At 72.5% G+C, this 26,448-nt stretch carries 26 protein-coding genes; 15 read left to right on the forward strand and 11 right to left on the reverse strand.

What is annotated here, in order from left to right; all coding sequences use genetic code 11:
- Positions 1 to 27: 27 nt before the first annotated feature.
- From OIE69_RS19235 to OIE69_RS19260, 7 genes are all read right to left on the reverse strand, one after another.
- The gene (locus OIE69_RS19235; protein ID WP_326573135.1) at positions 28 to 318 is read right to left on the reverse strand and encodes a DUF1416 domain-containing protein; all 291 of its coding nucleotides are present in this window, start codon (positions 316 to 318) and stop codon (positions 28 to 30) included.
- 34 nt (positions 319 to 352) lie between these two features.
- Positions 353 to 1,198 (reverse strand): sulfurtransferase, encoded by an 846-nt coding sequence (locus OIE69_RS19240; protein WP_326570145.1) that lies wholly within the window; start codon positions 1,196 to 1,198, stop codon positions 353 to 355.
- A gap of 145 nt (positions 1,199 to 1,343) precedes the next feature.
- The gene (locus tag OIE69_RS44760; protein WP_354797803.1) at positions 1,344 to 1,424 is read right to left on the reverse strand and encodes a putative leader peptide; all 81 of its coding nucleotides are present in this window, start codon (positions 1,422 to 1,424) and stop codon (positions 1,344 to 1,346) included.
- A 160-nt stretch (positions 1,425 to 1,584) separates the two neighbouring features.
- On the reverse strand, positions 1,585 to 2,298 hold the full coding sequence (locus tag OIE69_RS19245; protein WP_326573138.1) for an LmeA family phospholipid-binding protein: 714 nt from the start codon (positions 2,296 to 2,298) through the stop codon (positions 1,585 to 1,587).
- 43 nt (positions 2,299 to 2,341) lie between these two features.
- The gene (locus tag OIE69_RS19250) at positions 2,342 to 3,223 is read right to left on the reverse strand and encodes a hypothetical protein (RefSeq protein ID WP_326573140.1); all 882 of its coding nucleotides are present in this window, start codon (positions 3,221 to 3,223) and stop codon (positions 2,342 to 2,344) included.
- 4 nt (positions 3,224 to 3,227) lie between these two features.
- Positions 3,228 to 3,491 carry a MoaD/ThiS family protein gene (locus OIE69_RS19255; RefSeq protein ID WP_018559654.1) on the reverse strand — a complete coding sequence of 88 codons (264 nt, stop codon included), beginning with the start codon at positions 3,489 to 3,491 and terminating at the stop codon, positions 3,228 to 3,230.
- A gap of 99 nt (positions 3,492 to 3,590) precedes the next feature.
- Entirely contained in the window at positions 3,591 to 4,433 is an 843-nt protein-coding gene (locus OIE69_RS19260) for an alpha/beta hydrolase (protein ID WP_392567530.1), read from the reverse strand.
- Between the two features lie 177 nt (positions 4,434 to 4,610).
- Between OIE69_RS19260 and OIE69_RS19265 the strand changes: the two genes are divergently transcribed.
- The 6 genes from OIE69_RS19265 (at position 4,611) to OIE69_RS19290 (ending at position 10,154) form a co-directional block, all read left to right on the forward strand.
- On the forward strand, positions 4,611 to 5,375 hold the full coding sequence (locus OIE69_RS19265) for a response regulator transcription factor (RefSeq protein ID WP_326573143.1): 765 nt from the start codon (positions 4,611 to 4,613) through the stop codon (positions 5,373 to 5,375).
- Between the two features lie 66 nt (positions 5,376 to 5,441).
- On the forward strand, positions 5,442 to 6,464 hold the full coding sequence (locus OIE69_RS19270) for a LacI family DNA-binding transcriptional regulator (protein WP_089227692.1): 1,023 nt from the start codon (positions 5,442 to 5,444) through the stop codon (positions 6,462 to 6,464).
- Positions 6,465 to 6,643: 179 nt separating this feature from the next.
- Positions 6,644 to 7,678, forward strand: coding sequence for a S1C family serine protease (locus OIE69_RS19275; RefSeq protein ID WP_326573145.1), 1,035 nt, complete (start codon positions 6,644 to 6,646; stop codon positions 7,676 to 7,678).
- Positions 7,679 to 7,707: 29 nt separating this feature from the next.
- Positions 7,708 to 7,893: a hypothetical protein gene (locus tag OIE69_RS19280; RefSeq protein ID WP_089227694.1), complete on the forward strand. Its 186-nt coding sequence runs from the start codon at positions 7,708 to 7,710 to the stop codon at positions 7,891 to 7,893.
- Positions 7,894 to 7,965: 72 nt separating this feature from the next.
- Positions 7,966 to 8,703 carry a response regulator transcription factor gene (locus OIE69_RS19285; RefSeq protein ID WP_326573148.1) on the forward strand — a complete coding sequence of 246 codons (738 nt, stop codon included), beginning with the start codon at positions 7,966 to 7,968 and terminating at the stop codon, positions 8,701 to 8,703.
- Positions 8,703 to 10,154, forward strand: coding sequence for a sensor histidine kinase (locus OIE69_RS19290; RefSeq protein WP_326573150.1), 1,452 nt, complete (start codon positions 8,703 to 8,705; stop codon positions 10,152 to 10,154). The genes OIE69_RS19285 and OIE69_RS19290 overlap by 1 nt, the downstream gene beginning before the upstream one ends.
- A gap of 13 nt (positions 10,155 to 10,167) precedes the next feature.
- Here OIE69_RS19290 and OIE69_RS19295 read toward each other — a convergent pair whose 3' ends face one another.
- The 4 genes from OIE69_RS19295 to OIE69_RS19310 all read right to left on the reverse strand — a co-directional run bounded on the left by OIE69_RS19295 (position 10,168) and on the right by OIE69_RS19310 (position 15,424).
- Positions 10,168 to 11,817: a ricin-type beta-trefoil lectin domain protein gene (locus OIE69_RS19295; RefSeq protein ID WP_326573152.1), complete on the reverse strand. Its 1,650-nt coding sequence runs from the start codon at positions 11,815 to 11,817 to the stop codon at positions 10,168 to 10,170.
- Between the two features lie 181 nt (positions 11,818 to 11,998).
- Positions 11,999 to 13,183 (reverse strand): glutathionylspermidine synthase family protein, encoded by a 1,185-nt coding sequence (locus OIE69_RS19300; protein ID WP_326573154.1) that lies wholly within the window; start codon positions 13,181 to 13,183, stop codon positions 11,999 to 12,001.
- On the reverse strand, positions 13,183 to 13,479 hold the full coding sequence (locus tag OIE69_RS19305) for a hypothetical protein (RefSeq protein WP_326573156.1): 297 nt from the start codon (positions 13,477 to 13,479) through the stop codon (positions 13,183 to 13,185). Before OIE69_RS19305 ends, OIE69_RS19300 begins: the two co-directional genes overlap by 1 nt.
- Positions 13,480 to 13,624: 145 nt before the next feature.
- Entirely contained in the window at positions 13,625 to 15,424 is a 1,800-nt protein-coding gene (locus tag OIE69_RS19310; RefSeq protein ID WP_326573158.1) for a bifunctional metallophosphatase/5'-nucleotidase, read from the reverse strand.
- Positions 15,425 to 15,644: 220 nt separating this feature from the next.
- Here OIE69_RS19310 and OIE69_RS19315 point away from each other — a divergent pair, with 220 nt between their 5' ends.
- The 9 genes from OIE69_RS19315 (at position 15,645) to pstB (ending at position 26,384) form a co-directional block, all read left to right on the forward strand.
- Positions 15,645 to 16,841, forward strand: a complete 1,197-nt coding sequence (locus OIE69_RS19315) for an MFS transporter (RefSeq protein ID WP_326573160.1) — start codon at positions 15,645 to 15,647, stop codon at positions 16,839 to 16,841.
- Positions 16,838 to 17,782, forward strand: a complete 945-nt coding sequence (mshD, locus tag OIE69_RS19320) for a mycothiol synthase (protein WP_326573162.1) — start codon at positions 16,838 to 16,840, stop codon at positions 17,780 to 17,782. Before OIE69_RS19315 ends, mshD begins: the two co-directional genes overlap by 4 nt.
- 285 nt (positions 17,783 to 18,067) lie before the next feature.
- Complete coding sequence (locus OIE69_RS19325) at positions 18,068 to 20,380, forward strand: RNA degradosome polyphosphate kinase (RefSeq protein WP_326573164.1); 2,313 nt, start codon at positions 18,068 to 18,070, stop codon at positions 20,378 to 20,380.
- Positions 20,343 to 21,554, forward strand: a complete 1,212-nt coding sequence (locus OIE69_RS19330; protein WP_326573167.1) for a CHAD domain-containing protein — start codon at positions 20,343 to 20,345, stop codon at positions 21,552 to 21,554. The genes OIE69_RS19325 and OIE69_RS19330 overlap by 38 nt, the downstream gene beginning before the upstream one ends.
- A 112-nt stretch (positions 21,555 to 21,666) precedes the next feature.
- Positions 21,667 to 22,044: an NUDIX hydrolase gene (locus OIE69_RS19335; protein WP_326573169.1), complete on the forward strand. Its 378-nt coding sequence runs from the start codon at positions 21,667 to 21,669 to the stop codon at positions 22,042 to 22,044.
- A gap of 213 nt (positions 22,045 to 22,257) precedes the next feature.
- Positions 22,258 to 23,403 carry a phosphate ABC transporter substrate-binding protein PstS gene (pstS, locus tag OIE69_RS19340; protein WP_326573171.1) on the forward strand — a complete coding sequence of 382 codons (1,146 nt, stop codon included), beginning with the start codon at positions 22,258 to 22,260 and terminating at the stop codon, positions 23,401 to 23,403.
- Positions 23,404 to 23,504: 101 nt separating this feature from the next.
- Positions 23,505 to 24,494 (forward strand): phosphate ABC transporter permease subunit PstC, encoded by a 990-nt coding sequence (gene pstC / locus OIE69_RS19345; RefSeq protein ID WP_326573173.1) that lies wholly within the window; start codon positions 23,505 to 23,507, stop codon positions 24,492 to 24,494.
- Positions 24,491 to 25,564, forward strand: coding sequence for a phosphate ABC transporter permease PstA (gene pstA / locus OIE69_RS19350; protein ID WP_326573175.1), 1,074 nt, complete (start codon positions 24,491 to 24,493; stop codon positions 25,562 to 25,564). The genes pstC and pstA overlap by 4 nt, the downstream gene beginning before the upstream one ends.
- Positions 25,565 to 25,607: 43 nt before the next feature.
- Complete coding sequence (pstB, locus tag OIE69_RS19355) at positions 25,608 to 26,384, forward strand: phosphate ABC transporter ATP-binding protein PstB (RefSeq protein WP_089229416.1); 777 nt, start codon at positions 25,608 to 25,610, stop codon at positions 26,382 to 26,384.
- Positions 26,385 to 26,448: the final 64 nt, after the last annotated feature.

Consider the following 26,448-nt stretch of genomic DNA (forward strand, 5'->3'; position numbering starts at 1 on the left):
GCCCTTCGTGTATGGGGGGCCGTCGGGTCAGACGGCGATGGCGACCTCGGTGAGGTTGCCCCGCTGGGCGACGACGGCACGGTCCACCATGGCGCCGGGCACGAGGGCGCGCAGGGTCCACGAACCGGGGGCCGCGAAGAAGCGGAACTGGCCGGTCGCCGAGGTCGGGACCTCGGCCGTGAACTCGCCGCCGCCGTCCAGCAGCCGGACGTAGCCGGTCACCGGCTCGCCGTCGCGGGTCACGGAACCCTGGATGATCGTCTCGGTCGCCACGTCGATGCCGGCCAGGTCCGGGCCGCCTGCCTTCGCTCCACACATGGTGCTGATTCCTCCGGGTCGGGGTCTCGGGGGCTTACTTGGCTGCGCCGAGCTCGATCGGCACGCCGACGAGGGAGCCGTACTCGGTCCAGGAACCGTCGTAGTTCTTGACGTTGGGCTGGCCGAGCAGCTCGTGCAGCACGAACCAGCTGTGCGCGGAGCGCTCGCCGATGCGGCAGTAGGCGATGGTGTCCTTGGCCAGGTCCACGCCCTCGCCCTCGTACAGCTCCTTCAGCTCGTCGTCCGACTTGAAGGTGCCGTCGTCGTTGGCCGACTTCGACCACGGGATGTTCCGGGCGGTCGGGATGTGGCCCGGGCGCTGGGACTGCTCCTGCGGGAGGTGGGCCGGGGCGAGCAGCTTGCCGGAGAACTCGTCGGGCGAGCGGACGTCGACCAGGTTGAGGCTGCCGATGGCGGCCACGACGTCGTCGCGGAAGGCGCGGATCGAGACGTCCTGGGCCTGGGCCCGGTACTCGGTGGCCGGGCGGGCCGGAACCTCGGAACCGTCGACCAGGTCGCGGGAGTCCAGCTCCCACTTCTTGCGGCCGCCGTCGAGGAGCTTGACGTCCTGGTGGCCGTAGAGCTTGAAGTACCAGTACGCGTAGGACGCGAACCAGTTGTTGTTGCCGCCGTAGAGGACGACGGTGTCGTCGTTGCCGATGCCCTTCTCCGACAGCAGCTTCTCGAAGCCGGCCTGGTCGACGAAGTCACGGCGCACCGGGTCCTGGAGGTCCTGCTTCCAGTCGATCCGGACGGCGTTCTTGATGTGGTTCTTGTCGTACGCCGACGTGTCCTCGTCGACCTCGACGATGACCACCTTCGGGTCGTCGATCCGGGCCTGGACCCAGTCGGCGTCCACCAGGACGTCACTGCGGCTCATTGCTGTCTCCTCCGGGGCAGTTGCGGATGTCTCGGCGCACGGACGGGTGCGCACGGGTGCCGGGCTGCGCTGCACGGGCGCGTCACGGCGTTTGCGCGGGGAAGGACGGGGCGGCGTGCGGCGCCGGAAGACGGCGCGGGGGCCCCTAGGGGACGCGACAGAGCATGGCGGCGACACGGCACAGGTCGACTGCCCGCCGCTTCGTGAGGTCCGCCTGTCGCTTCATGGGCTCGATCGTAGGGAAGGGGACCGGCCGGTGTCACCGCCGGTCCGCATACCGAGAAAAGATTGTCCGTACTTCGAGATGAACAGCGGGTCCCGAGGAGCCGCCCTGCGGCTCGGCGCCCGCACTCCTCCGCATCGACTGCGGAGCGGACGCCCCCGTCTCACTGGGCGAGAACGACCTTGCTGCCGGTCGCCGCGATGCTGATGCCGTCGGCGGTCGCGGTCACCGAGCTGAGCTCGATGCCCTCCGGCAGGCCCGACAGCGCGCGGGTGAAGTCGACCCGCTCGCGGATCAGGTCCTCCACGACAGGGGGCAGCGACTCCAGTCCCGGTATCTTGCCCGCGGTCAGCTTGATGCCGCCCTTGCCCGCCACGCTGACCTCGCTCACCACGCTGCGCTTGATCGTGCCGACCGGCGTGGAGACCTCCACACCCACCTTGACCTGGCCCTTGCCGTTCTCCGAGGTGCCCCCGTAGCCGATGGTCACACCGCTCGGAGCGGCCTTGGCGAGGTCTTCGTAGCTGACGAGGGCGGTGCCCTCGGCCGTGTCGGCGACCGCGCTGCTGAAGCCGCTGCCCAGTTTCACCCCGTGCAGATCGGCCTGGAAGCGGGCGACGCGCAGCGTCTGGCCGCCGGTGCCGGTTGCCTGCACGCCGTCCGCCGTCACCTCGACGTCGTCCAGCTTCTCGGCCAGCACCTGCGTGAGGAACGGGAAGCCCTTGATGTCGATCCCGGGTGGGGAGGTCAGACCGAGCGTCTGCTGCGCCCGGTCCGCCGCCTCGGACTCCGCGAAGTGCACGGCGATCCGGTCCGCCGCGACGAACAGGCCGCCGAGGACCACGACGAGAACGAGCAAAATCCGGACGGCACGCATCAGTCAACCCCCGAGTCGGTGTTCGGACCGACCCTAGTGCGTCTCAGCCCAGCAGTGCTCGGGCCATGACGTAGACGGCCGGGGCCGCGGCGGTCAGCGGCAGCGCCACACCCGCCGTGAAGTGGACGAACCGGGACGGGAAGTCGTAGCTGGCCACCCGGAGGCCGATCAGCGCGCAGACCCCGGCGGCCAGCGCGACCAGCGCCGCGTCGGAGGTCTCCAGCTGCCCGAGGGCGATGCCGCTGCCGGTGGCGGCGGCGAGCGCGACCAGGACCGAGACCACGCCGGGCAGCGGGATCGCCCGGGCGAGCGTCGCGACGGCGACGGCGATCACCGCGGTCACGACGGCGTCGGTGCCCCGCGGGTCGGCCGTGGTCGCCAGGAAGCCGGTGGCCAGGATCGTGACGAGCGTCGAGGCGGCGGTCGCGGTGAGCGAGGAGAGCCGCTCCTCGGGGCTGCCGCGGTGGCGCAGCTGCAGGACGAGGACGAGCAGCAGCCAGACGCCGAGGGTGCCGATGATCACCGCCGGGGCGTTGTCCACCCCGTCGACCAGCACGGCGGCCTCGGCGGTGACGCCCGCCAGGAAGGCCAGCACGATGCCCTGCCGGGCCGGCCACATGCCGTTCAGCCGGAACCACCCGGCCGCGGTGACCGCCTGCAGCACCACGCCCGCCGCGGCGAGCGCGGGGCGGCCCAGCAGCGCCCCGCCGGCCAGCAGCAGCGCCAGCGCTGCCGTGACGAGGGCGGGCTGCATGCCGGGGGCGATGATCGGCGAGCCGGTGCGGGACGCCTGGCGGCGCCGGGCGGCGCGGCCGCCGCCGGGGGGCGGCTCCGGGGCGCCGTCCACGGGCGGGAGGACGGCGGTGGTGTCGTGCGCCGGCATCGGGCCGGCGCCGCGGTCGTACCAGTGGTGGTTGTCGGTCACGTGCTCATCCTCCCGCGAACGGCGGGAGCACCTCGACGGTGCCGCCGTCCGCCAACCGGACCCCGGCGTGGTCCCGGGTGCCGACGGGGTTCCCGTCGACCAGGAACGAACAGTTCGCCAGTACGCGGGCGAACTCGGGGCGGGACGCGTGGCGCTCGCGCGCCGCGTCCAGCGCCTCGGCGAGGGTGCCCTCCCGGTACGGCTCCTCCGCTGCGCCGGCGGCGGCCTTGGCCGCGGCCCAGTACCGGATGGTTCCGTGTGCCGCCATAGCGGTCCTTCCGTTCGCCCGTGCGGGTCCTGCCGCGGTCCATGATGGCGCAGCGCGGGCGGCGCGCGGCGGCCGGGCCCGGTGGTGCGGGCCTCGGGGTCAGGCGGGTGCGCCGGCGGGGCGGGCCCGTTCGGCCGTCCACCCGGCGATGCGGCGCAGGAGCTCGGGCGCCGCGGCGTTCTCGGCGTGGCCGAATCCGGGCTCGATCCAGAGTTCGGCCGCGCCGCCCGCGGCGTCGGCGAGGGAGAGCGGGTGGTCGAGCGGGAAGTAGCCGTCGCGGTCGCCGTGCACGACGAGCAGCGGGGTGGGCGCGATGGACCGCACCGCCTCGACCGGGGCCACGGGCACGGGGTCCCAGTCCTTGTCGTGGATGCGGGTGTGCAGCAGTCCCCGGGAGACCAGGCGTCCCACGGGCTGGGTGATCGCCCAGTGGACCCGGCGCATCGGCGCCGTACCTCGGTAGTACCAGCGCGCGGGCGCACTCACCGAGACGACTGCATCAACGTGCGCCCCCTCGTGCGCCGTTTTGCGCCCCGCGTGCCGCAGGACGACGGAACCGCCCATGGAGAAGCCCACCGAGGCCACCGCGGGGTGGCCGAGCCGCCGCGCCCAGCGGACCGCGGCGTCCAGGTCCAGCACCTCGCGGTCGCCGACCGTGGAGCGTCCGCCCGAGCGGCCGTGGCCCCGAAAGGAGAAGGTCACCACACCGCCGACACCGGCCGCCCCGGCGAAGATCTCCGCCGCGCGGCGCACGGCCGGCCGCTCCAGGGCGCCGGTGAAGCCGTGCGCGACCACGATCGCGAGCCCTCCCGGCGTCGATCCGGGCAGGTAGGCGGCGTCGATCGGCACCCGGTCCTCGGCCGTCAGCACGGCCCGCATCCCACCGGAGACGATCGACGGAACGCACGACCGCGCGACGGTGGGCTCACTCACGGACTCCATGTGGGCTATTCTCTTTGGTCAAGAGGATCCGGGCAGCGTCGCCCCCGGGTCCTTTCGTGCTTTCCGGGCCACCGGAGCGCACACGTCGGCGCACGCACACGTCCTCGCAGGACCGAGGAGGGTCGCAATGGGCAAGCGGAACACGCATGACCGGACGATGAACGACGGGAGCGGCCTGTGAGCTCTCTCCTCCTCCTGACGAACGCGCTCCAGCCCTCCACCGAGGTGCTCCCCGCACTCGGGCTGCTGCTGCACAACGTACGGGTGGCCCCGGCCGAGGGCCCCGCGCTGGTGGACACCCCCGGCGCCGACGTGATCCTCGTCGACGGACGGCGCGACCTGCCGCAGGTCCGCTCGCTGTGCCAGCTGCTGCGCTCGACCGGGCCCGGCTGCCCGCTGGTCCTGGTGGTCACCGAGGGCGGCCTCGCGGCCGTCACCGCGGACTGGGGCATCGACGACGTCCTGCTGGACACCGCCGGGCCGGCCGAGGTCGAGGCGCGGCTGCGGCTGGCGATGGGCCGCCAGCAGATCGCCGTCGACGACAGCCCGATGGAGATCCGCAACGGCGACCTGTCGGTGGACGAGGCCACGTACAGCGCGAAGCTCAAGGGAAGGGTCCTGGACCTGACCTTCAAGGAGTTCGAGCTGCTGAAGTACCTCGCGCAGCACCCGGGCCGGGTCTTCACCCGCGCCCAGCTGCTGCAGGAGGTCTGGGGCTACGACTACTTCGGCGGCACGCGCACCGTCGACGTGCACGTACGGCGGCTGCGCGCCAAGCTCGGGCCCGAGCACGAGTCCCTGATCGGCACCGTCCGCAACGTCGGCTACCGCTTCGTCACCCCGGAGAAGGGCGAACGGCCGGCGGCCGAGGAGACGGGGCCCGCGCGGACCGGGCAGGCACCGGCGGAGGGGGCGGCCGTGACCACCTCCCGGAACGGCTGATCACACGGTGGTCACGCCTGTGGACAGACGGTGGGATGCGCGGGTGTACCCGCGTAGACTCGGCCCGTGGCAAAGGTGACGCGTGACGATGTGGCAAGGCTTGCGGGGACCTCGACCGCAGTCGTCAGCTACGTCATCAACAACGGACCCCGGCCGGTCGCACCGGCCACCCGCGAACGCGTGCTCGCGGCGATCAAACAGCTGGGCTACCGCCCCGACCGGGTGGCCCAGGCGATGGCGAGCCGCCGCACGGACCTCATAGGGCTGATCGTGCCGGACGCCCGGCAGCCGTTCTTCGCGGAGATGGCGCACGCCGTCGAGAGGGCGGCCGCCGAGCGCGGCAAGATGGTGCTGGTCGGCAACTCGGACTACCTCGACGAGCGCGAGGTGCACTACCTGCGCGCCTTCCTCGGCATGCGGGTCTCCGGGCTGATCCTCATCAGCCAGGGCCTCAGCGAGCACGCCGCGACGGAGATAGACGCCTGGGACGCGCGGGTCGTGCTGATGCACCGGCGGCCCGAGGCGATCGACGACGTCGCGGTCGTGACGGACGACGTCGGCGGCGCCCAGCTCGCCACCCGGCATCTGCTGGAGCACGGGCACGAGTACGTGGCCTGCCTCGGCGGCACCGAGGCCACCCCGAAGTCCGGCGACCCGGTCACCGACCACGTCGAGGGCTGGCGCCGGGCGATGCACGAGGCCGGTCGCTCCGTCGAGGGGCGTCTGTTCTCCACCCCGTACAACCGCTACGACGCCTACCGGGTCGGCCTCGAGCTGCTGTCCCACCCCGACCGGCCGACGGCGATCGTGTGCGCCACCGACGACCAGGCCATCGGCGTGCTGCGGGCGGCCCGCGAACTGCGGATCGACGTGCCCGGCGAGCTGGCCGTGGCCGGCTTCGACGACGTCAAGGAGGCGGCGCTCACCGACCCGCCGCTGACGACGGTGGCCTCGGACCGCGAGGCGATGGCCCGTGCGGCGGTGGACCTGGTGCTGGACGACGGGCTGCGGGTCTCCGGCTCGCGGCGCGAGCGGCTGCGGCAGTTCCCGTCCCGGCTGGTCGTGCGGCGCAGCTGCGGCTGCCACTGACGACCGCGCCGGCCGTGGCGGGCGGGGCCCGCCCGCCGCGGCCGGCGGCCCGGCTACGGGCCGTGTAAGCCTCGACCCTGACCTGCGGCTTCGTTCTTTATATCGGGCATACGGAACTCTGCCCCGGTTCTCAGGCCGTGCTCAGGAAGCTCTCATGTTCGGTGAGCACAGTCATAGGCATGAACGAAGACGCCCGTCGCAACGACGCCCACGACCCGCAGCAGCCGCAGCAGTCCCACGGCGCCGGCGGGTACCCGCCCCGGCCGCCGTACGAGCCGCACCCCCCGTACGGCCACCCGGCGCCCTACGCCTCGCACCCCCAGCCGGCGGCGCAGGCGCAGCCCCGTACGCGGCGCCCCGTGGCCCTCGTCGCCTCCGTGGCGCTGGTGTCCGCGCTGATCGGAGGTGGGACGGCCGCCCTGGTGGGGCGGGCGACCACCGCGCCGGCCGCGGCGGGCACCTCGACGAAGGTGATCGGCACCAGCAGTTCGGGCGACACCGGTGTCGCGGCCGTGGCCGCCGCCGTCAGCCCGAGCATCGTGGAGATCAGCGCGACGTCCGGCGCCGGGGAGTCGACCGGTTCGGGTGTGGTCGTCACCGGCGACGGTGAGATCGTCACCAACAACCACGTCGTCTCCGGGGCCGACTCGGTCAAGGTGACCTTCAGCTCCGGCAAGACGGTCACCGGCAGTGTCGTCGGCACCGACGGCGGCAAGGACCTCGCGCTGGTGAAGGCCGAGGGCGTGAGCGGCCTGCCGGTCGCGTCGCTGGGCGACTCCAGCCGGGTCACGGTCGGCGACCAGGTCGTCGCCATCGGCTCCCCCGAGGGCCTGACCGGCACCGTCACCAGCGGGATCGTCTCCGCGCTCGACCGCGACGTCACCGTCTCCACCGGCCAGAGCCAGGGGCAGCGGCCCGGCGGCGGGCCCGGCCGGTGGCCGTTCGAGTTCGGCGGCGGCCAGTACAACGGCGACGTCGGCTCGTCCACGACCACGTACAAGGCGATCCAGACCGACGCCTCGCTCAACCCCGGCAACTCCGGTGGCGCCCTGATCAACATGAGCGGCGAGATCATCGGCATCAACTCGGCCATGTACTCCGCCGCTTCCTCCTCCTCCGGCCAGGCGGGCAGCGTCGGTCTCGGCTTCGCCATCCCGGTCAACACCCTCAAGGCAGACCTCGACACGCTGCGCAACGGCGGCAGCGACAGCTGACCGCACCGCATCGAAGGGATGTGGCCACCATGAACGTCTTCCTCAGCACCTCCCTCCACCCCGCGACCGTCCCGTCCGGCCCCGCCGACCGCGCGCTGATCCCGTACCGGGAGCCGGCCGCCCGCGAGCCCGAGATCGCGACCACCCGCCGGTACGCGCGCCGCTACGCCCGCCGGGCGATTGCGGCCCACCGCCTCGCCGCCGTGCGAGGCTAAGTACCGGAGCACCCCGCCGCACCCCCGGCGGCACCCACCGCCCCCGACCCTCATCCCGCGAGGTGGAAGACCATGAGCCCCGGCGAGAACGACGAGGCCCCCGCCCGCATCCTGATCGTGGACGACGAGCCCGCGGTCCGCGAAGCACTCAGGCGCAGCCTCGCCTTCGAGGGATACGAGACCGAGCTGGCGGAGGACGGCCTGGCCGCCCTGGACCAGGTCGCCTCCTACCGGCCCGACGCGATCGTCCTCGACGTCCTCATGCCGCGCATGGACGGCCTCACCGCCGCCCGCAGGCTCCGGTCCGGCGGCACCACCACCCCGATCCTCATGCTCACTGCCCGCGACACGGTAGGCGACCGGGTCACCGGTCTCGACGCCGGCGCCGACGACTACCTCGTCAAGCCCTTCGAGCTGGACGAACTGCTGGCCCGGCTGCGGGCGCTGCTGCGGCGCAGCGCGTACGCGGCGGTGCCGGGCGTCGACATCGGCGAGGTGAGCGCGCTGTCCTTCGCGGACCTGCGGATGGACACCTCGACCCGCGAGGTCACCCGGGCCGGCGTGCCAGTCGAGCTGACCCGCACCGAGTACACCCTGCTGGAGATGTTCCTCGCGCACCCGCGCCAGGTGCTCACCCGCGAGCAGATCCTCAAGGCGGTCTGGGGCTTCGACTTCGAGCCGAGCTCCAACTCCCTGGACGTGTACGTGATGTACCTGCGGCGCAAGACCGAGGCCGGCGGCATGCCCCGGCTGGTCCACACCGTGCGGGGCGTCGGCTACGTGCTGCGCTCCGCGGAAGGCAAGGGCTGATGCCGCGCATCCCGCGCTTCCGTTCCCTGCCGCTGCGCTCCCGGCTGGCGATCCTCACCGCGGCCGCCGTGGCGGTCGCCGTGGCCGGGTGCGCGCTGGCCTGCTGGTTCATCGTGCGGGCGCAGCTGAACCAGCGTCTGGACGACTCACTGCACGATGCCTCGACCGGCGGGGGACACGCGGCCACCGAGGTGCTGCGGCTACGGGGCTGCCTGAGCGAGCCGGACAGCAACACCGACGACTGGCGGGTCGTCGCCAATCCCTACCGCGCGTCCATGCAGCTCATCACCGTCAACGGCACGTCGTGCTGGGTGCTCGGCGACCGGACGCTCCCGGTGACCAAGGCCGATCTGGCCGTCCTGCGGCGGGAGAGCCCGAAGTCGCTGCAGACCGTGACCGCGGCCGACGGCACCGAGATGCGGGTGCTGACGCAGCAGGCCACCATCACGTCCCGCGACCAGAAGGTGCCGGTCGCCATCTCCACCGCGCTGCCGCTCAGCGAGGTGACCGGGCCGCTGAACACCCTCGCCCTGGTCCTCCTGGCGGTCAGCGGCATAGGGGTGCTGGGCGCGAGCGCGGCCGGCCTCGGGGTGGCCCGCGCGGGGCTGAAGCCGGTGGACCGGCTCACCGACACCGTGGAGCACGTCGCGCGCACCGAGGACCTGAGCGTCCGCATCCCGGTCGAGGGCCGCGACGAGATCGCCCGGCTGTCGGCGTCCTTCAACTCCATGACGGCCGCGCTGTCCTCCTCCCGCGAGCTGCAGCAGCAGCTGATCGCGGACGCCGGGCACGAGCTGCGCACCCCGCTCACCTCCCTGCGCACCAACATCGAGCTGCTGGAACGCAGCGAGCTGACCGGCCGGGAGCTGCCCCCGGAGGACCGCCGGGAGCTGATGCTGTCGGTGAAGGCGCAGATGGGTGAACTGGCGGCGCTGATCGGCGATCTGCAGGAGCTGTCCCGGCCGGACGTGGCGCACGGCGGCGCGCCCTCGCAGACCGTGGCGTTCCACGAGGTCGTGGAGGCCGCGCTGGAGCGGGCCCGACGGCGTACCGGACCCGATCTGAAGATCACCGCCGAGCTGGCGCCCTGGTACCTGCGGGCCGAGCCGTCCGCCCTGGAACGTGCGGTGATCAACCTCCTGGACAACGCCGTGAAGTTCAGTCCGCCGGCCGGCACGGTCGAGGTGGACCTGCACGGCGGCGAGCTGACGGTCAGGGACCACGGTCCCGGCATCCCGCCGGAAGATCTGCCGCACGTCTTCGAGCGCTTCTGGCGTTCGGCCTCCGCGCGCAGTCTGCCCGGCTCGGGCCTCGGCCTGTCGATCGTGGCCCGTACGGTGCAGCAGGTCGGCGGCACCGTCGCGGTACACCCCGCGCAGGGCGGCGGCACGGTGGCGGTCGTCCGGCTGCCCGGGGCGCAGACCCCGCCGCCCGAGGCGCCGGAGACCTGACCGGGCCTGCCGGCTACCCGGCGTGCCAGCGCTGCGCGTCGCCGGTGCCGGTGGTGGCGAAGGAGAGGGTGGAGCCGGGGGCGGTGCCGTCCGGCTGCATCGCGGTGCCGAGGTCGGTCTGCGGGCGGACCCGGCCCAGGGAGTCGACCAGGAACTGCAGGTTCGCCGCGTTCCTGCCCTCGACCGACGAGCAGGCCCAGATGCCCAGGCCGCGGTCGGTGTCGCCGCGCGAGTCCAGGCAGAAGGAGGAGTCCGCGCCGTTGACCAGCAGGCCGCGGGAGTCCACCCGCCACTGCTGGGAGGCCGAGCCGGAGTCGCAGCCGGCGACGATGACGTCGTCGCCCTTGTCGAACTCCTCGTCCCGTACGTCCAGGCAGAGGCCCGACACGTCGTTGACGACCTGGGCCCAGTCGCCGCCCGGCACCCTGCGCGGCGGGCCGGTGCCGGGCGTGCGCGTCGGCCGCGCGGGTGAGCGGGTCGCCGGTGTGCTCGCGGTGGCGGAGGCGCTGGGCGTGCCGGAGGGACCGCGGGTCGCGGTGGGGCTCGGGGTGACGGTCTGCGTGGCGGTCGCGGTGACCGTGACCGAGCCCGCCGGCGGCCGGGGCAGCGCTCCGTCGTCGCCCGTCGGGGCGGGGTCGTCGCCCGTCGCGTACACCAGACCGGTGGCCGCGAGGCCGGCGACGGTGACGAGCAGCAGGGAGACCAGGGGCGAGGGGTAGCGGGTGCGCAGGCTCAGCAGCCGCTCCAGCGGGCCGGGCCGCCGGCGCCGGCGGGACATGACGGGTGCCGCGGGCGGGGCGGGTGCGGCGGCGGGCAGCGCGGGGGCGGAGCGGGCCGCCAGGTAGGCGGGCCCGGCCCAGCCGAGCAGGGCCGCGGCGAGCAGCGGCCGGGGGTCGTGTTCGAGGGCGATCAGCGTCTCCAGCGCGCCGGAACAGCCCTGGCAGTGCGCGAGATGCCGATCCACGTCCTCGTTCTGCCGGGCGTCGTCGCGGCGGGCGGCGGCGTCCAGGAGCCGGCCGAAGCCCTTGCACCGGGAATCCTCGCTGCGGTCCAGGTACGTCCGCAGGTAGGCCTCGCGCAGCGCGTCCCGGGCCCTGGCGGTCAGGTCCGGGACCTCCGAGGTCCGGTCGCCGGTCCAGCGGGCGACGTCGGGGGTGCTCTCCCGCTCGACGACGGCGTGCCACAGCACGCCCTGGGTGTGCTGCGGCAGGGCGGCGAAGCCGCCGACCAGCACCGAGCGTTCGGCCAGGTGGAGCCGCGGGTGGACAGGCAGGCCCGGGAGGCCGGGAAGGCGCTGCTCGGCGCCGCGGATGTCGTCGATGAAGGCGGCGTAGTCGCCGCCGAGCCGCTCGCGGCGGGTGCCGGCCGCCCACACGGCGGCGGCCTGGTGGACGAGCATCAGCAGCCGGTGCCGCCACGGGCCGCGGGGGTCGATGCCCCGGTGCACCTCCTGCCAGGCCAGCGCGAAGGCCTGCGCTGCGAGTTGGTCGGCGGCGGCCCGGTCGAGGGTGCACAGCCGTGCGTAGCAGGCGACCGCCGGCAGGTGGCGACGGCGCAGTTCCTCGGTCGCCGGGTAGGCGGTCGGCGCGCCCGCCCGTACCCGCTCGGTGAGAGCGGCGTCGGACAACTCGTCGTCAACGGGCGCTTGGTGGGTCTTGGACACAGCGGACCACCCGGACACATCGATGGGTCTGGAGGGACAGGGCTGCCCATGGTGAGGCACAAGTTACCGCCGAGGAAAGTGTTTCCGCTGGTAACTCCCCCGCGACGCAAGGGGTAAGCGCCTTCATCGCACGCACTGCGGCCGGCGGGTCACCCTGCGCAGGCGGCCCGCCCTCCGCCGCTCAGCGGATGACGTGCGGCAGGAAGCGCGCGTAGGTGTCGGTGACCAGGCCCGCCGACTCGCGGATGCCGAGCCCGGCCGCCTCGTCCGCCACGACCCACGCGCCGAGCACCACGTGGTTGCCGTCGAACGCGGGAAGCGGGGCCAGTTCCTGGTAGCAGCAGGGCTCGCCGGCGCGTGGCGCCGCGGCCTCGCCCGCGCGGTGCACGGTGACGCCGGCGCCCTCGCGGCCGAGCAGCGGCTTGGCGACCCAGCCGGTGGTCCTGGCGAGCTCGCGCGGTCCGTCGAGGTGGGCGGCGAGGAGGTTGGGATGGCCCGGGTAGAGCTCCCACAGGACGGCCAGGAGCGCCTTGTTGGAGAGCAGCATCTTCCAGGCGGGCTCGATCCAGCAGGTGGTGCCGGTGCCGCCGCCGTTGTCGAGGGTGTCCAGGACGTGACCGCCGAAGGGGTCACCGGCCAGCCATTCCCACGGGTAGAGCTTGAAGCAGCTGCGGATGAAGCGCAGCCGGTCGTCGACGAAACGGCCGGAGAGCCCGTCCCAGCCGATCGCCTCCACGGACAGGGCGTGCGTGTCGAGCCCTGCCTGTTCCGCCGTCTCCCGCAGGTAGGCCACCGTCATCAGGTCCTCGCCGAGCTCGTCGGTCTCGGTGTGCGCGAAGTGCACCGGGCCGGGCGGCAGCAGCGGGGCCTGGCGTCGCCACGCGTCGACGAGGCGCTCGTGCAGGGAGTTCCACTGGTCGGCGCCGGGGAAGCGGTCCTCCATCCAGAACCACTGGGCACTGGCCGCCTCCACCAGCGAGGTGGGGGTGTCGGCGTTGTACTCCAGCAGCTTCGCCGGGCCGGTCCCGTCGTAGCGCAGGTCGAAGCGCCCGTAGAGGGAGGGGAGTTCCGCCCGCCGCCGCCAGGACTCGGCGATCCGGCCGGCCAGGCGCCGGTCGTCGACGCCCAGTTCGGCGAAGCGGTCCTCGGCCACGATGTGCTCCGCGGCGGCGAGGCACATCGTGTGCAGCTCCCCGACGGTCTCCTCCAGGGCCTCGACCTCCGGGAGCGAGAACTCGTAGTACCCGCTCTCGTCCCAGTACGGCCGCAGGGAATCGTCGGGATAGCGGGTCAGCGGGTAGACGACCCCCTGCTCCTCCACGATCCGCTGCCAGCCGGGGCGCGGCTCGACGGCGTGCCGGCGCATCAGCCGCCGCCGGACCCGTGGCCCGAGCCGTGACCGCCGAAGCCCCCGGTCTTGACCGACGACTTGTCGAAGCTGCCGCCCTCGGCCCTCCCGTGGCTGACGCTGCCGCCGTAGTAGTAGCGGCCCTGGCCGCTGCCGTCGTCGCACTTCTCAGGCGGGAGCGTCCGGTAGCTGTCCGGGTCCACGCAGCGCTTGTCCGGTTCGGAGCCGCACGCGGTCAGCGCGGCGGCCAGCACGCCCATACCGCCCAGGATCACCGTGCCGGACCTGAACCGCCGTCGCCCCGTAGTCGTCATGTCCACAGCGTAGGCAGCGCGGGCGGGCGTCCGGAGGGCGGGGTGGCGGGGCGGACCGCCGCGAAACGACGGGGGCGGCCGTCGGTGTCGACGGCCGCCCCCGGTGCGGTGCCCGGTCGCGGGACCTGCCCGCTCCCGCCGCGTACTACCGGACGATCGTGATGCGGTCGGCCGCCGGGGCCGCCAGCGGCGCGGAGGCCGAGGAGTTGGCGGTCAGGTAGGCGTTCAGCGCGGCCAGGTCGTCGCCGCCGACGAGCTCGCCGCTGCCCTTGGCCAGCTCGCCGAAGCCGTCACCGCCGCCGGAGAGGAAGGAGTTCATCGCGACGCGGTAGTTCGCGGCCGGGTCGATCGGGGCGCCGTTCAGGCGGATCGAGTCGGTCACGACGCGGGCGGCGCCGGACTTGGTGAGGTCCAGCGTGTAGGTCAGGCCGGCCGAGATCTGGAGGATCTTCGGGGCGGCCTCGTTGCTGCCGCTGACCTGCTGCTGGAGCGCGGTGACCAGCTGGGCGCCGGTCAGCGTCCGCAGGTTGACCGTGTTGCTGAACGGCTGGACGGCGAAGCCCTCGCCGTAGGTGACGACGCCGTCGCCCTCGCTGCCGGAGGCCTTGTGCACCAGGTCGGTGCGGATGCCGCCGGGGTTCATCAGCGCGATCGTGGCCGAGGGGTCGAGGGTCTTGGCGTACGCGAGCTGCGCGTCGGCGATGAGGTCGCCGAGGGCGGACTCGTTGCCGGCCCGGGTGATGTCCTGCGAGATCCAGCCGACGGTGCGGCCGGCGACCGGGGCGGCCAGCGTCTGCCAGCGGCTGATCAGCGAGGTCATGTCCGCGGCCTTGTTCTGGGTGCGGTCCACGACGTGGTTGGAGCCCCGGACCGAGGCGCGCACGATGTCGTGCGTGCGCGTGTCGTACTTCATGTCCAGCTCGGTGAAGAGCCGGCCGAAGGACGCCGCGCTGGTGACCAGGCGGTCGTTGCCCTTGGGGTCGGGGATGGTGCAGACGTACGCGTTGTGGGTGTGGCCGGTGACCAGCGCGTCGACGTCCGCCGAGGTGTGCTTGGCGATGTCGACGATCGGGCCGGACAGACCGGTGCCCGAGCCGCCGGCGTCGCAGTCGTAGTTGTACGCGGAGGAGGCGGGGAAGCCGCCCTCGTGCACGAGCGCGACGACGGCGTTGACGCCCTTGCGCTTGAGCTCCTTGGTGTACTTGTTGATCGTCTCGACCTCGTCGAGGAACTTCAGGCCCTTGACGCCCTCGGCGGTGACGATGTTCGGGGTGCCCTCGAGCGTGACGCCGATGAAGCCGACGCGGACGCCCTTGACGTTCTCGATGGTGTAGGGCTTGAGCAGCGGGCGGCCGGTCTTCTCGTTGACGACGTTCGCCGAGAGGATCGGGTAGTCCGCGCCCTTGAACTTGCGGCCCTTCTCGTAGCAGCCCTCGACCGGGTGGCAGCCGCCGTTCTGCAGACGGAGCAGCTCGTCCTTGCCCTCGTCGAACTCGTGGTTGCCGACGCCGGTGACGTCCAGGCCCAGCTCGTTCATGGCCTCGACGGTGGGCTCGTCGTGGAACAGGCCGGACAGCAGCGGGCTGGCGCCCACGATGTCGCCGGCGGCCACGGTCAGCGAACGCTCCTGTCCCTTGCGGGCGGTGCGCAGGCTGGAGGCCAGGTACTCGACGCCGCCGGCGTCGATCGTCTTGGTGGTGCCGTCCGCCTGGAGCTCGGTGACGCGGCCGGAGGAACCGGCCGGGGGCTCCAGGTTGCCGTGGAAGTCGTTGACGGCGAGCAGCTGGAGGTCGACGGTACGGCTGCCGTGGCCGTGACCCCCGTGGTGGGTCTCGTGGGCCTGGGCGGTCGGGCTCGCTATGACGAGCGCACCGACCGCGGCCAGACCGGCGGTCGCGGCGGCGACGCGGCGGGCTCCGCGGCGACGCGGGTGGGTCACTGACATGGGTCCCCTTGGACGTGGGCGATGGATGAGAGGCGGAGGACTGCCGCAGCCTATTGTCAACGCGCGTAGTTGTCAGTGGCTTTGCGGTTACGGGCAGATTTCGACTGATCGGTACATGCCGGGCCGCCACGGGATTCCGTCTCAAGGAGTGGAAGGATCTGTCTCGCCATTCAAGCCGCGGGCATAGTTGGATCCACCACCCACCGAGGAGGTGCACGCCATGCGCCGCCGCTGGCTGATGCTCGCCCTGGGCACCGGGGCACAGACCGCCGCCTGCGCCTTCGTCTACGGAGTCCCCTACCTGGCCGCCGCGTTGCGGGACACGGCGCACCTGACCCTGCCGCAGATCGGGCTCCTCATCGCCTGCCCCACCGCCGGTCTGGTCGCCGCCCTCGTCGCCTGGGGCGCCGCGGCGGACCGGTACGGCGAACGCGTCGTCATCGCCGCCGGGCTGGGCGGCGCCGCCGCGCTGCTCGCCGTCGCGGCCGGCCCGGTGGGCGCCGGCGGCGGGACGACGGCGCTGGGCGCGCTGCTCGCCCTGGCCGGAGCCGCGGGTGCCTCGGTGTACTCCGCGAGCGGACGCCTCGTCATGGGCTGGTTCTCCGCCGGGGAGCGCGGGCTGGCCATGGGCATCCGGCAGACCGCCACCCCGCTCGGCATGGGCGTGGCCGCGCTGACCATGCCCCCGCTCGCGGCCGCGTACGGGGTGCGCGGCGCCTTCGGCTTCCTGGCCGCGGTGTGCGGGGTGGTCGCCTGTCTGGTCGCGCTGTTCGCCGCCGACCCGGCACGCCCGCAGGCCGCTCCCGGGGCGTCCCCGGCCGCCAACCCCTACCGGGGCTCGGCCACCTTGTGGCGGATCCACGGCGCGGGCGCGCTGCTGGTCGTACCGCAGTTCACGGCGGGCGCCTTCGCCCTGGTGCTGCTGGTGGACACCCGGGGCTGGTCCGCGGTCGGCGCCGGGCGGCTGATCGCCGTCGCGCAGGTGCTGGGGGCCTCCTTCCGGATCGCCGCGGGGCTCTGGTCCGACCGGGTCGGCAGCCGGCTGCGGCCGATGCGCCAACTGGCCGTCGCCACCGCCGTGGTGGTCGCCGCGGCGGCCACGACCGCGGCCTTCCCCTCGCCCCTGACCGCGGCCGCCCTCGTCCTGTCCGTCGGGGTCACCGCCAGTACCAACGGCCTGTCCTTCACCGCCACGGCCGAGCGCGCGGGCCCGTCCTGGTCCGGACGCGCCCTCGGAGTCCACAACACCGGCCAGAACCTGACCGCCGCTGTCGTCCCGCCCCTGAGCGCCGCCCTCATCTCGGCCACGGGCTACTGGCCCGCTCTCGCCGCCGCGGCGTTCGTGGCCTGCGGTGCGGCGGCACTCGTGCCTATGGACACCTCCCGCACCCCCGCGGTCGTAAGCTCGGTCCCATGACCGACGCAGCAGCGCAGCAGACCGCCGTGGGCCCCCGCCGGATCGAGACCCTCGACGAGCTGGACTCCGGCCGGGCCGACGGGGTCCTCGCCCTGATCGGGGCGGCCGCGGAGATCGACGGCCAGGCCGCGGTCTCCGAGCAGGGCCGGCTGAACCTGCGCGGCGGCGCCCGTGACGGCGTACGGCACCTGCTGGTCGAGAGCGACGACGTGCTCGTCGGGTACGCCCAACTTGAGGACACCGACCCGGTCGAGGCCCCCGCGGCCGAGATGGTCATCCACCCCGCGCACCGCGCGCAGGGCCACGGCCGCGCCCTCGGCCACGCCCTGCTCGCCGCCTCCGGCAAGCGGCTGCGGGTGTGGGCGCACGGCGGCCACCCCGCCGCCCGCCACCTGGCCGGGCTGCTCGGACTCGCCCTCTTCCGCGAGCTGCGGCAGCTGCGCCGCCCGCTGGAGGAGGGGGCCGGCGCGCCCCCGCTGGGCGAGCCCGTGCTCCCCACCGACGTCACCGTGCGCACCTTCGTCCCCGGTCAGGACGACGCCGCCTGGCTGGCTGTCAACGCCGCCGCCTTCGCGCACCACCCCGAGCAGGGCAGCCTCACCCAGCGCGACCTGGACGACCGCAAGGCCGAGTCGTGGTTCGACCCGGCCGGCTTCTTCCTCGCCTTCCGCGGCGACCGGCTGGCGGGCTTCCACTGGACGAAGGTGCACGAGCGCGAGCGCCTCGGCGAGGTCTACGTGCTGGGCATCCACCCCGACGAGCAGGGCGGCGGCCTGGGCCGGGCCCTCACCCTGATCGGCTTGCGGCACCTCGTGCACGACCGCGGCCTGCCCACCGCGATGCTCTACGTCGACGCGGACAACGCCCCCGCCCTCGCCGTGTACGAGCGTCTCGGCTTCACCACGCACGAGGTCGACCTGATGTACCGGACGGAGACCTGAGCCCGATGCGGACGGGCGGTACTGCCCCCGGAGGGGCCGTCGGGTGACCGCCCGGACACGGCCGGTACGTACGGCGATTTCCTGACCGCCACCTGCCCGTTACCGGCGATTCAAACTCGCTTGCGAGCATCTGTGAATGCAGACGCCCGCCGCGCCCCACCTCCCCCCTGTCGACCTGCCGGTATCCCGGCGCGCCGGGGACAATGGAGGCATGGTCGGCGGCCGGGTTCCGCACGCCGCCGTCCACGTGAACGACGTGCCGGATCCGGAGGAGGGCTCGCACCCATGGCCTCGATGAATTTCCCGACGAACGCCCGGACCGAACGGTCCGGCTCCGGTGATCCGGCCGAGTCCGGGACCGAGGCCCCGGCCGAGCAGTCACCGGCCTACGGCCGCCCGCACGTCGTCCCGCCCCTGCACCCCGAACTGAAGCGCCTGGACGGACTCTCGACGGTGCCGCGTCCCGCGGAGCAGAGCGGCGAGGCACGTCCGGCCGACGCCGCGGAGGACGAGGTCGCGGACGAGGAAGAGCTCCCGCTGAACCGCTTCCTGGACCGCGAGCAGAGCTGGCTGGCCTTCAACGAGCGCGTGCTGGAACTGGCCGAGGACACGGCCACCCCGCTCCTCGAACGGGCCAACTTCCTCGCGATCTTCGCCAGCAACCTGGACGAGTTCTTCATGGTCCGCGTCGCCGGCCTGAAGCGCCGCATCACCACCGGCGTCGCGCAGCGCTCGGCCTCCGGCCTGCCGCCCACCAAGGTGCTGGAGAACATCCTCAGCCGCGCCCGCGAGCTCATGGCCCGGCACGCCGCCTGCTTCCAGAACGACGTGGCCCCGGCGCTCGCCGAGGAGGACATCCACATCATCCGGTGGAACGACCTCACCGAGAAGGAGCAGGCCCGGCTCTTCACCCTCTTCCGGAACAAGATCTTCCCGGTCCTGACCCCGCTGGCCGTCGACCCGGCGCACCCGTTCCCGTACATCTCCGGCCTGTCCCTGAACCTGGCCGTCACCGTGCGCAACCCGGTGTCCGGGCACGACCACTTCGCCCGGGTGAAGGTCCCGCCGATCCTGTCCCGCTTCCTCGAGGCCGGCCCGCAGCGCTTCGTCCCGCTGGAGGACGTCATCGCCGCGCACCTGGAGGAGCTCTTCCCCGGCATGGAGGTGCTGGACAGCCACATGTTCCGGGTGACCCGGAACGAGGACCTGGAGGTGGAGGAGGACGACGCGGAGAACCTGCTCCAGGCCCTGGAGAAGGAGCTGCTGCGGCGCCGCTTCGGCCCCCCGGTCCGCCTGGAGGTCGAGGAGTCGATCGCCCCGCAGGCCCTGGACACCCTGGCCCAGGAGCTGAACATAGAGGATGCCGAGGTCTACCCGCTGCCCGGGCCGCTCGACCTGACCGGGCTGTTCGCGATCGCCGGGCAGGACCGTCCGGAGCTGAAGTACCCGAAGTTCGTCGGCGGCACCCACCCGGACCTGGCCGAGGTCGAGTCCGCGCACGCCACCGACGTCTTCGCGGCGCTGCGCGAGCGCGACGTGCTGCTGCACCACCCGTACAACTCCTTCTCCACCTCCGTGCAGCGGTTCCTGGAGCAGGCCGCGCAGGACCCGGACGTCCTGGCCATCAAGCAGACCCTGTACCGCACCTCCGGCGACTCGCCGATCGTGGACGCGCTGATCGACGCCGCCGAGGCCGGCAAGCAGGTGCTGGTGCTGGTCGAGATCAAGGCGCGCTTCGACGAGCAGGCCAACATCAAGTGGGCCCGCAAGCTGGAGGAGGCGGGCTGCCACGTCGTCTACGGCCTGGTCGGGCTGAAGACGCACTGCAAGCTGTCGCTGGTGGTCCGCCAGGAGGGCGACACCCTGCGCCGCTACAGCCACGTCGGCACCGGCAACTACCACCCGAAGACCGCCCGGCTCTACGAGGACCTCGGGCTGCTGACCGCCGACCCGCAGGTCGGCGCCGACCTGTCGCACCTGTTCAACCGGCTCTCCGGCTACTCGCGCCGCGAGACCTACAACCGGCTGCTGGTGGCCCCGCGCAGCCTGCGCGACGGGCTGGTCTCGCGGATCCTCGCAGAGATCGCCCACCACCGCGAGGGCCGGCCCGCGTACATCCGGATCAAGGCCAACTCGATGGTCGACGAGGCGATCATCGACGCGCTGTACCGGGCCTCCATGGCCGGCGTGCCCGTCGACGTCTGGGTGCGCGGCATCTGCGCGCTGCGCCCGGGCGTGCCGGGCCTGTCGGAGAACATCCGGGTGCGCAGCGTGCTCGGCCGCTTCCTGGAGCACTCCCGGGTCTTCGTCTTCGGCAACGGAGGCGACCCCGAGGTGTGGTTCGGCAGCGCCGACATGATGCACCGCAACCTCGACCGCCGGATCGAGGCACTGGTCCGGGTCGCCGATCCGGCGCACCGGGCCTCCCTGAACCGATTCCTGGAGACCGGGACCTCGGACTCCACCTCGTCCTGGTGGCTCGGCCCGGACGGGGACTGGATCCGGCACAGCACCGACGCCGAAGGGCGTCCGCTGCCCCACATCCAGGAGATGCTCATCGATGCGCGGAGGCGCCGGCGTGGCCCAGCGACACCCTGACACGGCAGCGACGCCCGCCGGTTTGACGACCGGCGGGCTCCCCGACCGTGAGGCCGGTGCGGTCCTCGGACAGTACCTGCGGGAGGAGGCCACGGCCTTTCTCCGCGCACTGGCACCACGCGAGGGCGAGCCCCGCCGGCCCCAGGACGACACCGCCGAGACCGGCCGGCAGATGCGCCGCTCGGCCCGCCGCATCGCCGGCACCCTGCACACCTTCGGGTCGCTCACCGACCCCGGCTGGGCCGACCCCCTGCGGGGCGAGCTCGGCTGGCTCACCGACACCCTCGGCCGCGAGCACCGCCACGCCGCCCGGCTCGGCCGGCTGATCGGCGCACTCCAGCGGCTGGCCTCCGCCGAGGACACTGCCGGCATCCCCGCCGCTCCCCTTCCCGCCGACGACGACCTCGGCCTGTGGCTGCCGGTGCCCGCCGCACCGGACCCGGCCGCGCCCGCGGCCCCCGCCGAGCTCCCGGAACCGGTGACCGCGGCGGCCCACGCCGCGGGGACCCGTCACTCCCCCGCCCCGCTGCAGGCCGGCGAACGCGGCGGCGCCGGCAGCGGCCCGCTCGCCGTGGGCGCCGCCCGTGCCGGTGCCCTGCTGGAGCGTCAGCTCACCCTCGCCCGGACCCGGGCGCACTCCGCCGCCCTGCAGGCCATGGGCTCCTCGCGCTTCCACGCGGTGGTCGACGCGGTGGCGGTGCTCGCCTCCGAGGTGCCGCTGTCCCCGGCCGCGCGCAAGCCCGCCGCCACCGTGCTGCCGCTGCTGGCGGAGCAGGCCCACGCCCGGCTCACCGAGGCCGCGGCCGCGCTGCCGCTGACGCGCGCACGGCACCCGTACAACGGCGAGACGCTCCATGCCGCGCTCACCGGCGAACTGCCCGCCGAACGGCAGGACGCCGCGTGGAACCGGGTCCGCGTCCTGCTGCGGCTGCGCCGCTACGCCCAGGAGGTCCTCGCGTACGACGACCGGGAGTCCGCCACCCGGCTGGCCGCCGCGGCGCGGGTGCTGGAGCAGCACCGGGAGGCCGCGGAGGCCGCTGCCGCCGTCACCGCCGCCGCCCGCACCCCGCGCATCGCCCCCGCCACCGCCTACGCTCTGGGTGTGCTCCACGCCGACCAGCGCCTGGAGGCCGAGGCGGCCCGGTACGCCTTCGCCCACCTGTGGACGCGCTGACCCCTCCGGCCCGTCCGCGCAGGCGGCCCGACCGGCGATCCGCAGCCCGGAAAGGAGCACCGCCATCGCCTCCACCGGCACCGCCGACACCCCGATCCTCGCCGCCGGAGCGGTGCTGTGGCGCCGCTCCCCGGTCGACTGTGGCCTGGAGATCGCGCTGATCCACCGCCCCAAGTACGACGACTGGTCACTCCCCAAGGGCAAGTTGAAACGCGGGGAGAGCGCGCTGGACGGCGCGCTCCGCGAGGTCAAGGAGGAGACCGGCCTCGACTGCGTGCCCGGCCGGGTGCTGCCCTCCTCCACGTACGTCGTCGAGGGGCGTACGAAGATCGTGCGCTACTGGGCCGCCGAGGCACGCGAGGGCTCCTTCGCCCCGAACCGCGAGGTCGACCGCTTGATCTGGCTGCCGCCGATCGCCGCGCGCAACCGGCTCACCCATGAGCGGGACCGTGCCGTACTCGACGCGTTCCTCCGCGGAACGCGCCCCTGACGCTGGCACGCTGAGACGTACGCCACTCGGTGTGGGCTACAGCACCGCACTGATATGCGAGGTTCACCTTGCGTTCACCCTCGGCCGTCGACCACTTCACCTGATCTGCCTAATTTCGGCCTTACCGGTGAGCGAGCAGCCGCCGGGTGGATGCAGAAATCCATACCTCTGCTTCGCCGTCCACCGGCGGGCTTCAGGAAGGAATCACCAAAGGTGAAGCTTCAGCTTCAGCGTAAGAGCGGGCTCCGCGCGCTGGCCGTCGGCGCGGTCGCAGTTTCCGGTGCCCTCATGCTCACTGCGTGCGGTTCGGACGACAACACCAGCGCGGGCGGCGACAGCAGCAAGGCCCCCACCTCGTCCAGCAGCATCAAGTGCGCGGACAAGGGCGGCCAGCTCCTGGCCTCCGGCTCCTCGGCGCAGCAGAACGCCATGGACGCTTGGGTCAAGAACTACCAGCAGGCCTGCTCCGGCGCCCAGATCAACTACAAGGCGTCGTCCTCGGGCGAGGGCATCATCGACTTCAACAACGGCACGGACGGCTTCGCCGGCTCCGACTCGCCGCTGAAGCCCGAAGAGGTCGAGGCCTCCAAGAAGATCTGCGCCACCGGCAGCGGCATCAGCATCCCGATGGTCGGCGGCCCGATCGCCATCGGTTACAACGTCTCCGGCGTGGACAACCTGGTCCTGGACGCCCCCACCCTGGCCAAGATCTTCGACTCGAAGATCACCAACTGGGACGACGCGGCCATCAAGAAGCTGAACCCGGACGCCAAGCTCCCCAGCTCCAAGATCCAGACGTTCCACCGTCAGGACGAGTCCGGCACCACGGACAACCTCACCAAGTACTTCAACGGTGCGGCCAAGGACGCGTGGCCGTACGAGCACGCCAAGCCGTGGATGGGCAAGGGTGGCCAGTCCGCCGCCAAGTCCGCCGGTGTCGCGGCCCAGGTCAAGCAGGTCAACGGCTCGATCGGTTACTTCGAGCTCTCCTACGCGACCGCCAACAGCATCAAGACGGTGAAGATCGACACCGGCGCCTCCGCCCCGGTCGAGGCCACCGCCGACAACGCCTCCGCCGGCATCGCGCAGGCGAAGGTCGTGGGCACCGGTGCCGACCTGTCCCTGGACATGTCCGCCGCGTACACCACCAAGGCCGACAACGCCTACCCGATCGTCCTGGTGACCTACGAGATCGCCTGCGACAAGGGCAACAAGGCCGAGACCCTGCCGCTGGTCAAGTCCTTCCTGGGCTACACCGCCTCCGAGGAGGGCCAGTCGATCCTGTCCGAGGCCGGCTACGCGCCGCTCCCGGCCGAGATCGCCACGAAGGTCCGCTCCACCGTGGACGCCCTGTCCTGACCCAGTCGGCCGGCCCCGCGACGCACGTCGCGGGGCCGGCCGCACTTCCGGTGCACCGCCGCCGGGGGAGCGATCCCCCACCAGACCGGAGAAAAAAACCGATGGCTATAACTACACAGAACCCCACCCCGCCAACGGCCGCGAAGCACGCCGGGGCGAACGTCACGCGCCCTGGCGACAAGATCTTCTCGGGCCTCTCCCGTGGTTCCGGCATCCTGCTTCTGCTGGTCATGGCCTCGATCGCGGTCTTCCTGACGATCCGCGCGATCAACGCGATCTCCAAGGACCACGGCAACTTCCTGACCACCTTCGAGTGGAACGCCAACGCCAACCCGCCGGTCTTCGGCATCGCGGTGCTGGCCTACGGCACGATCGTCAGCTCGATCATCGCGATGGTCATCGCGGTCCCCATCGCGGTCGGCATCGCGCTGTTCATCTCGCACTACGCGCCGCGCCGCGTGGCCTCCCCGCTCTCGTACATCGTCGACCTGCTCGCCGCCGTGCCCAGCATCATCTACGGCCTGTGGGGCGCGCTCTTCCTGGTCCCGCACCTGACCGGCCTCAACATGTGGCTGGACGAGTACCTCGGCTGGACCGTCGTCTTCGAGAAGGAAGACCCGCAGGGCGCGGCCCGCTCGATCTTCACCGTCGGCATCCTGCTGGCGATCATGATCCTCCCGATCATCACCAACGTCAGCCGTGAGGTCTTCCGGCAGGTGCCGCGGATGCACGAGGAGGCCGCCCTGGCCCTCGGCGCGACCCGCTGGGAGACCATCCGCATGTCGGTGCTCCCCTTCGCCCGGTCCGGCATCATCAGCGCCTCGATGCTCGGCCTCGGCCGCGCGCTCGGCGAGACGATGGCCGTCGCCACGGTGCTGTCCGCCGCGCCCATCCTGTCGGTGCACGTCCTGGACCCGGTCGGCGGGACCTTCTCCCAGAACATCGTCGCCAAGTTCGGCGAGGCCAACGAGTTCGGCCGTGACGCGCTGATCGCCTCCGGTCTGGTGCTCTTCGTCATCACCCTGCTCGTCAACGGCGCCGCCCGCGCGATCATCGCCAAGCGCAAGGAATACTCGGGGGCCAACGCATGAGCCACGCAGTCGCAGACAAGCGCTCCGCGCCCGTGGTGCCGCAGCGGGCCCTGGCCCAGCGCCGGCTCCCGAAATGGGCCCCCGCGGGCATCGCGGCCGGCGCGATCGCGCTCGCCGTCGGCATCGGCCTCGGTGCCGGCCTGGACAGCAAGCTCCAGTGGGGCCTGATCGCCGTCCTGCTGTTCGTGCTCGGCACCTACGCGATCGCCACGGCGGTCGAGGGCCGCCGCCAGGCCAAGGACCGGGTCGCCACCAGCGTCATCTGGGCGTCCTTCGTCCTCGCCGCGCTCCCGCTGTACTCGCTGATCCAGACCACGGTCAGCAAGGGCGTCAAGATCCTCGACGGCGCCTTCCTGTCGCACTCCATGAACGGCGTGCTGACCATCGGCGAGGGCGGCGGTGTCTACCACGCCATCATCGGCACCCTGGAGCAGGTCGGCATCGCCACCGCCATCGCGGCCCCGATCGGCATGCTGACCGCCGTCTACCTGGTCGAATACGGCAAGGGCCGGCTCGCCCTTGCGGTGACCTTCTTCGTCGACGTCATGACGGGCATCCCGTCGATCGTCGCCGGTCTGTTCATCCTGTCGACCTGGAACCTGCTGCTGGGCTTCGGCCCCTCGGGCTTCGCCGGCGCCATGGCCCTGGCCATCCTGATGATGCCGGTCGTCGTCCGCTCCACCGAGGAGATGCTCAAGCTCGTCCCGAACGAGCTGCGCGAGGCCTCGCTGGCGCTCGGTGTCCCCAAGTGGCGCACCATCGTGAAGGTGGTCATCCCGACCGCGATCGGCGGCATCACCACGGGCGTCATGCTCGCGGTCGCCCGCATCGCCGGCGAGAGCGCCCCCATCGCGCTGTTGGTCTTCGGCAACAACCTGATCAACAACGACCCGTTCAACGGCCCCCAGGCCTCGCTGCCGTTCTACATCTACCAGCAGTACCAGAACGGCAACGACGCGAGCTATGACCGGGCGTGGGCGGCGGCACTCGTACTGATCGCCTTCGTCATGATCCTCAACCTGATGGCGCGCGGCATCGCGCGCTGGAAGGCCCCGAAGACCGGTCGCTGACGCGGCCAACATCAGCGACCCAAGGATTGCGAGCATCACCACCATGGCCAAGCGAATCGACGTCAGCGGGCTCTCCGCGTACTACGGCGGCTTCAGGGCGATCGACGACATCTCGATGAACATCGAGCCGCGCACGGTGACGGCCTTCATCGGCCCGTCCGGCTGCGGCAAGTCCACCTTCCTGCGCACCCTCAACCGCATGCACGAGGTCACCCCCGGCGGCCGCGTCGAGGGCAAGGTGCTCCTGGACGACGAGAACCTCTACGGCCCCGGCGTGGACCCGGTCTCCGTGCGCCGCACGGTCGGCATGGTCTTCCAGCGCCCCAACCCGTTCCCGACGATGTCGGTCTACGACAACGTCGCGGCCGGCCTGAAGCTCAACGGCGTCAAGAAGAAGAGCGACCTCGACACGATCGTCGAGAAGTCGCTGCGCGGCGCCAACCTGTGGAACGAGGTCAAGGACCGCCTCAACAAGCCCGGCTCGGGCCTGTCCGGCGGTCAGCAGCAGCGTCTGTGCATCGCCCGCGCCATCGCGGTCGAGCCCCAGGTCCTGCTGATGGACGAGCCCTGCTCCGCGCTCGACCCGATCTCCACCCTCGCCATCGAGGACCTGATCGGTGAGCTCAAGGAGCGCTTCACCATCGTCATCGTGACCCACAACATGCAGCAGGCCGCGCGTGTCTCCGACCGCACCGCCTTCTTCAACCTCTCGGCGGTCGGCCAGCCCGGCAAGCTCATCGAGATCGACGACACGGAGCGGATCTTCTCCAACCCGTCCGTCCAGGCGACCGAGGACTACATCTCCGGCCGCTTCGGCTGACAGGTCCCGCAGCCGCCCCCCAGCCGTCCTGCGGTGCTGCATGGCGGTGCCACCGCAAGGCGAA

Origin of the sequence: Actinacidiphila glaucinigra (genome assembly GCF_035918135.1) — a bacterium.
GTDB classification, from domain to species: Bacteria; Actinomycetota; Actinomycetes; order Streptomycetales; family Streptomycetaceae; genus Actinacidiphila; species Actinacidiphila glaucinigra.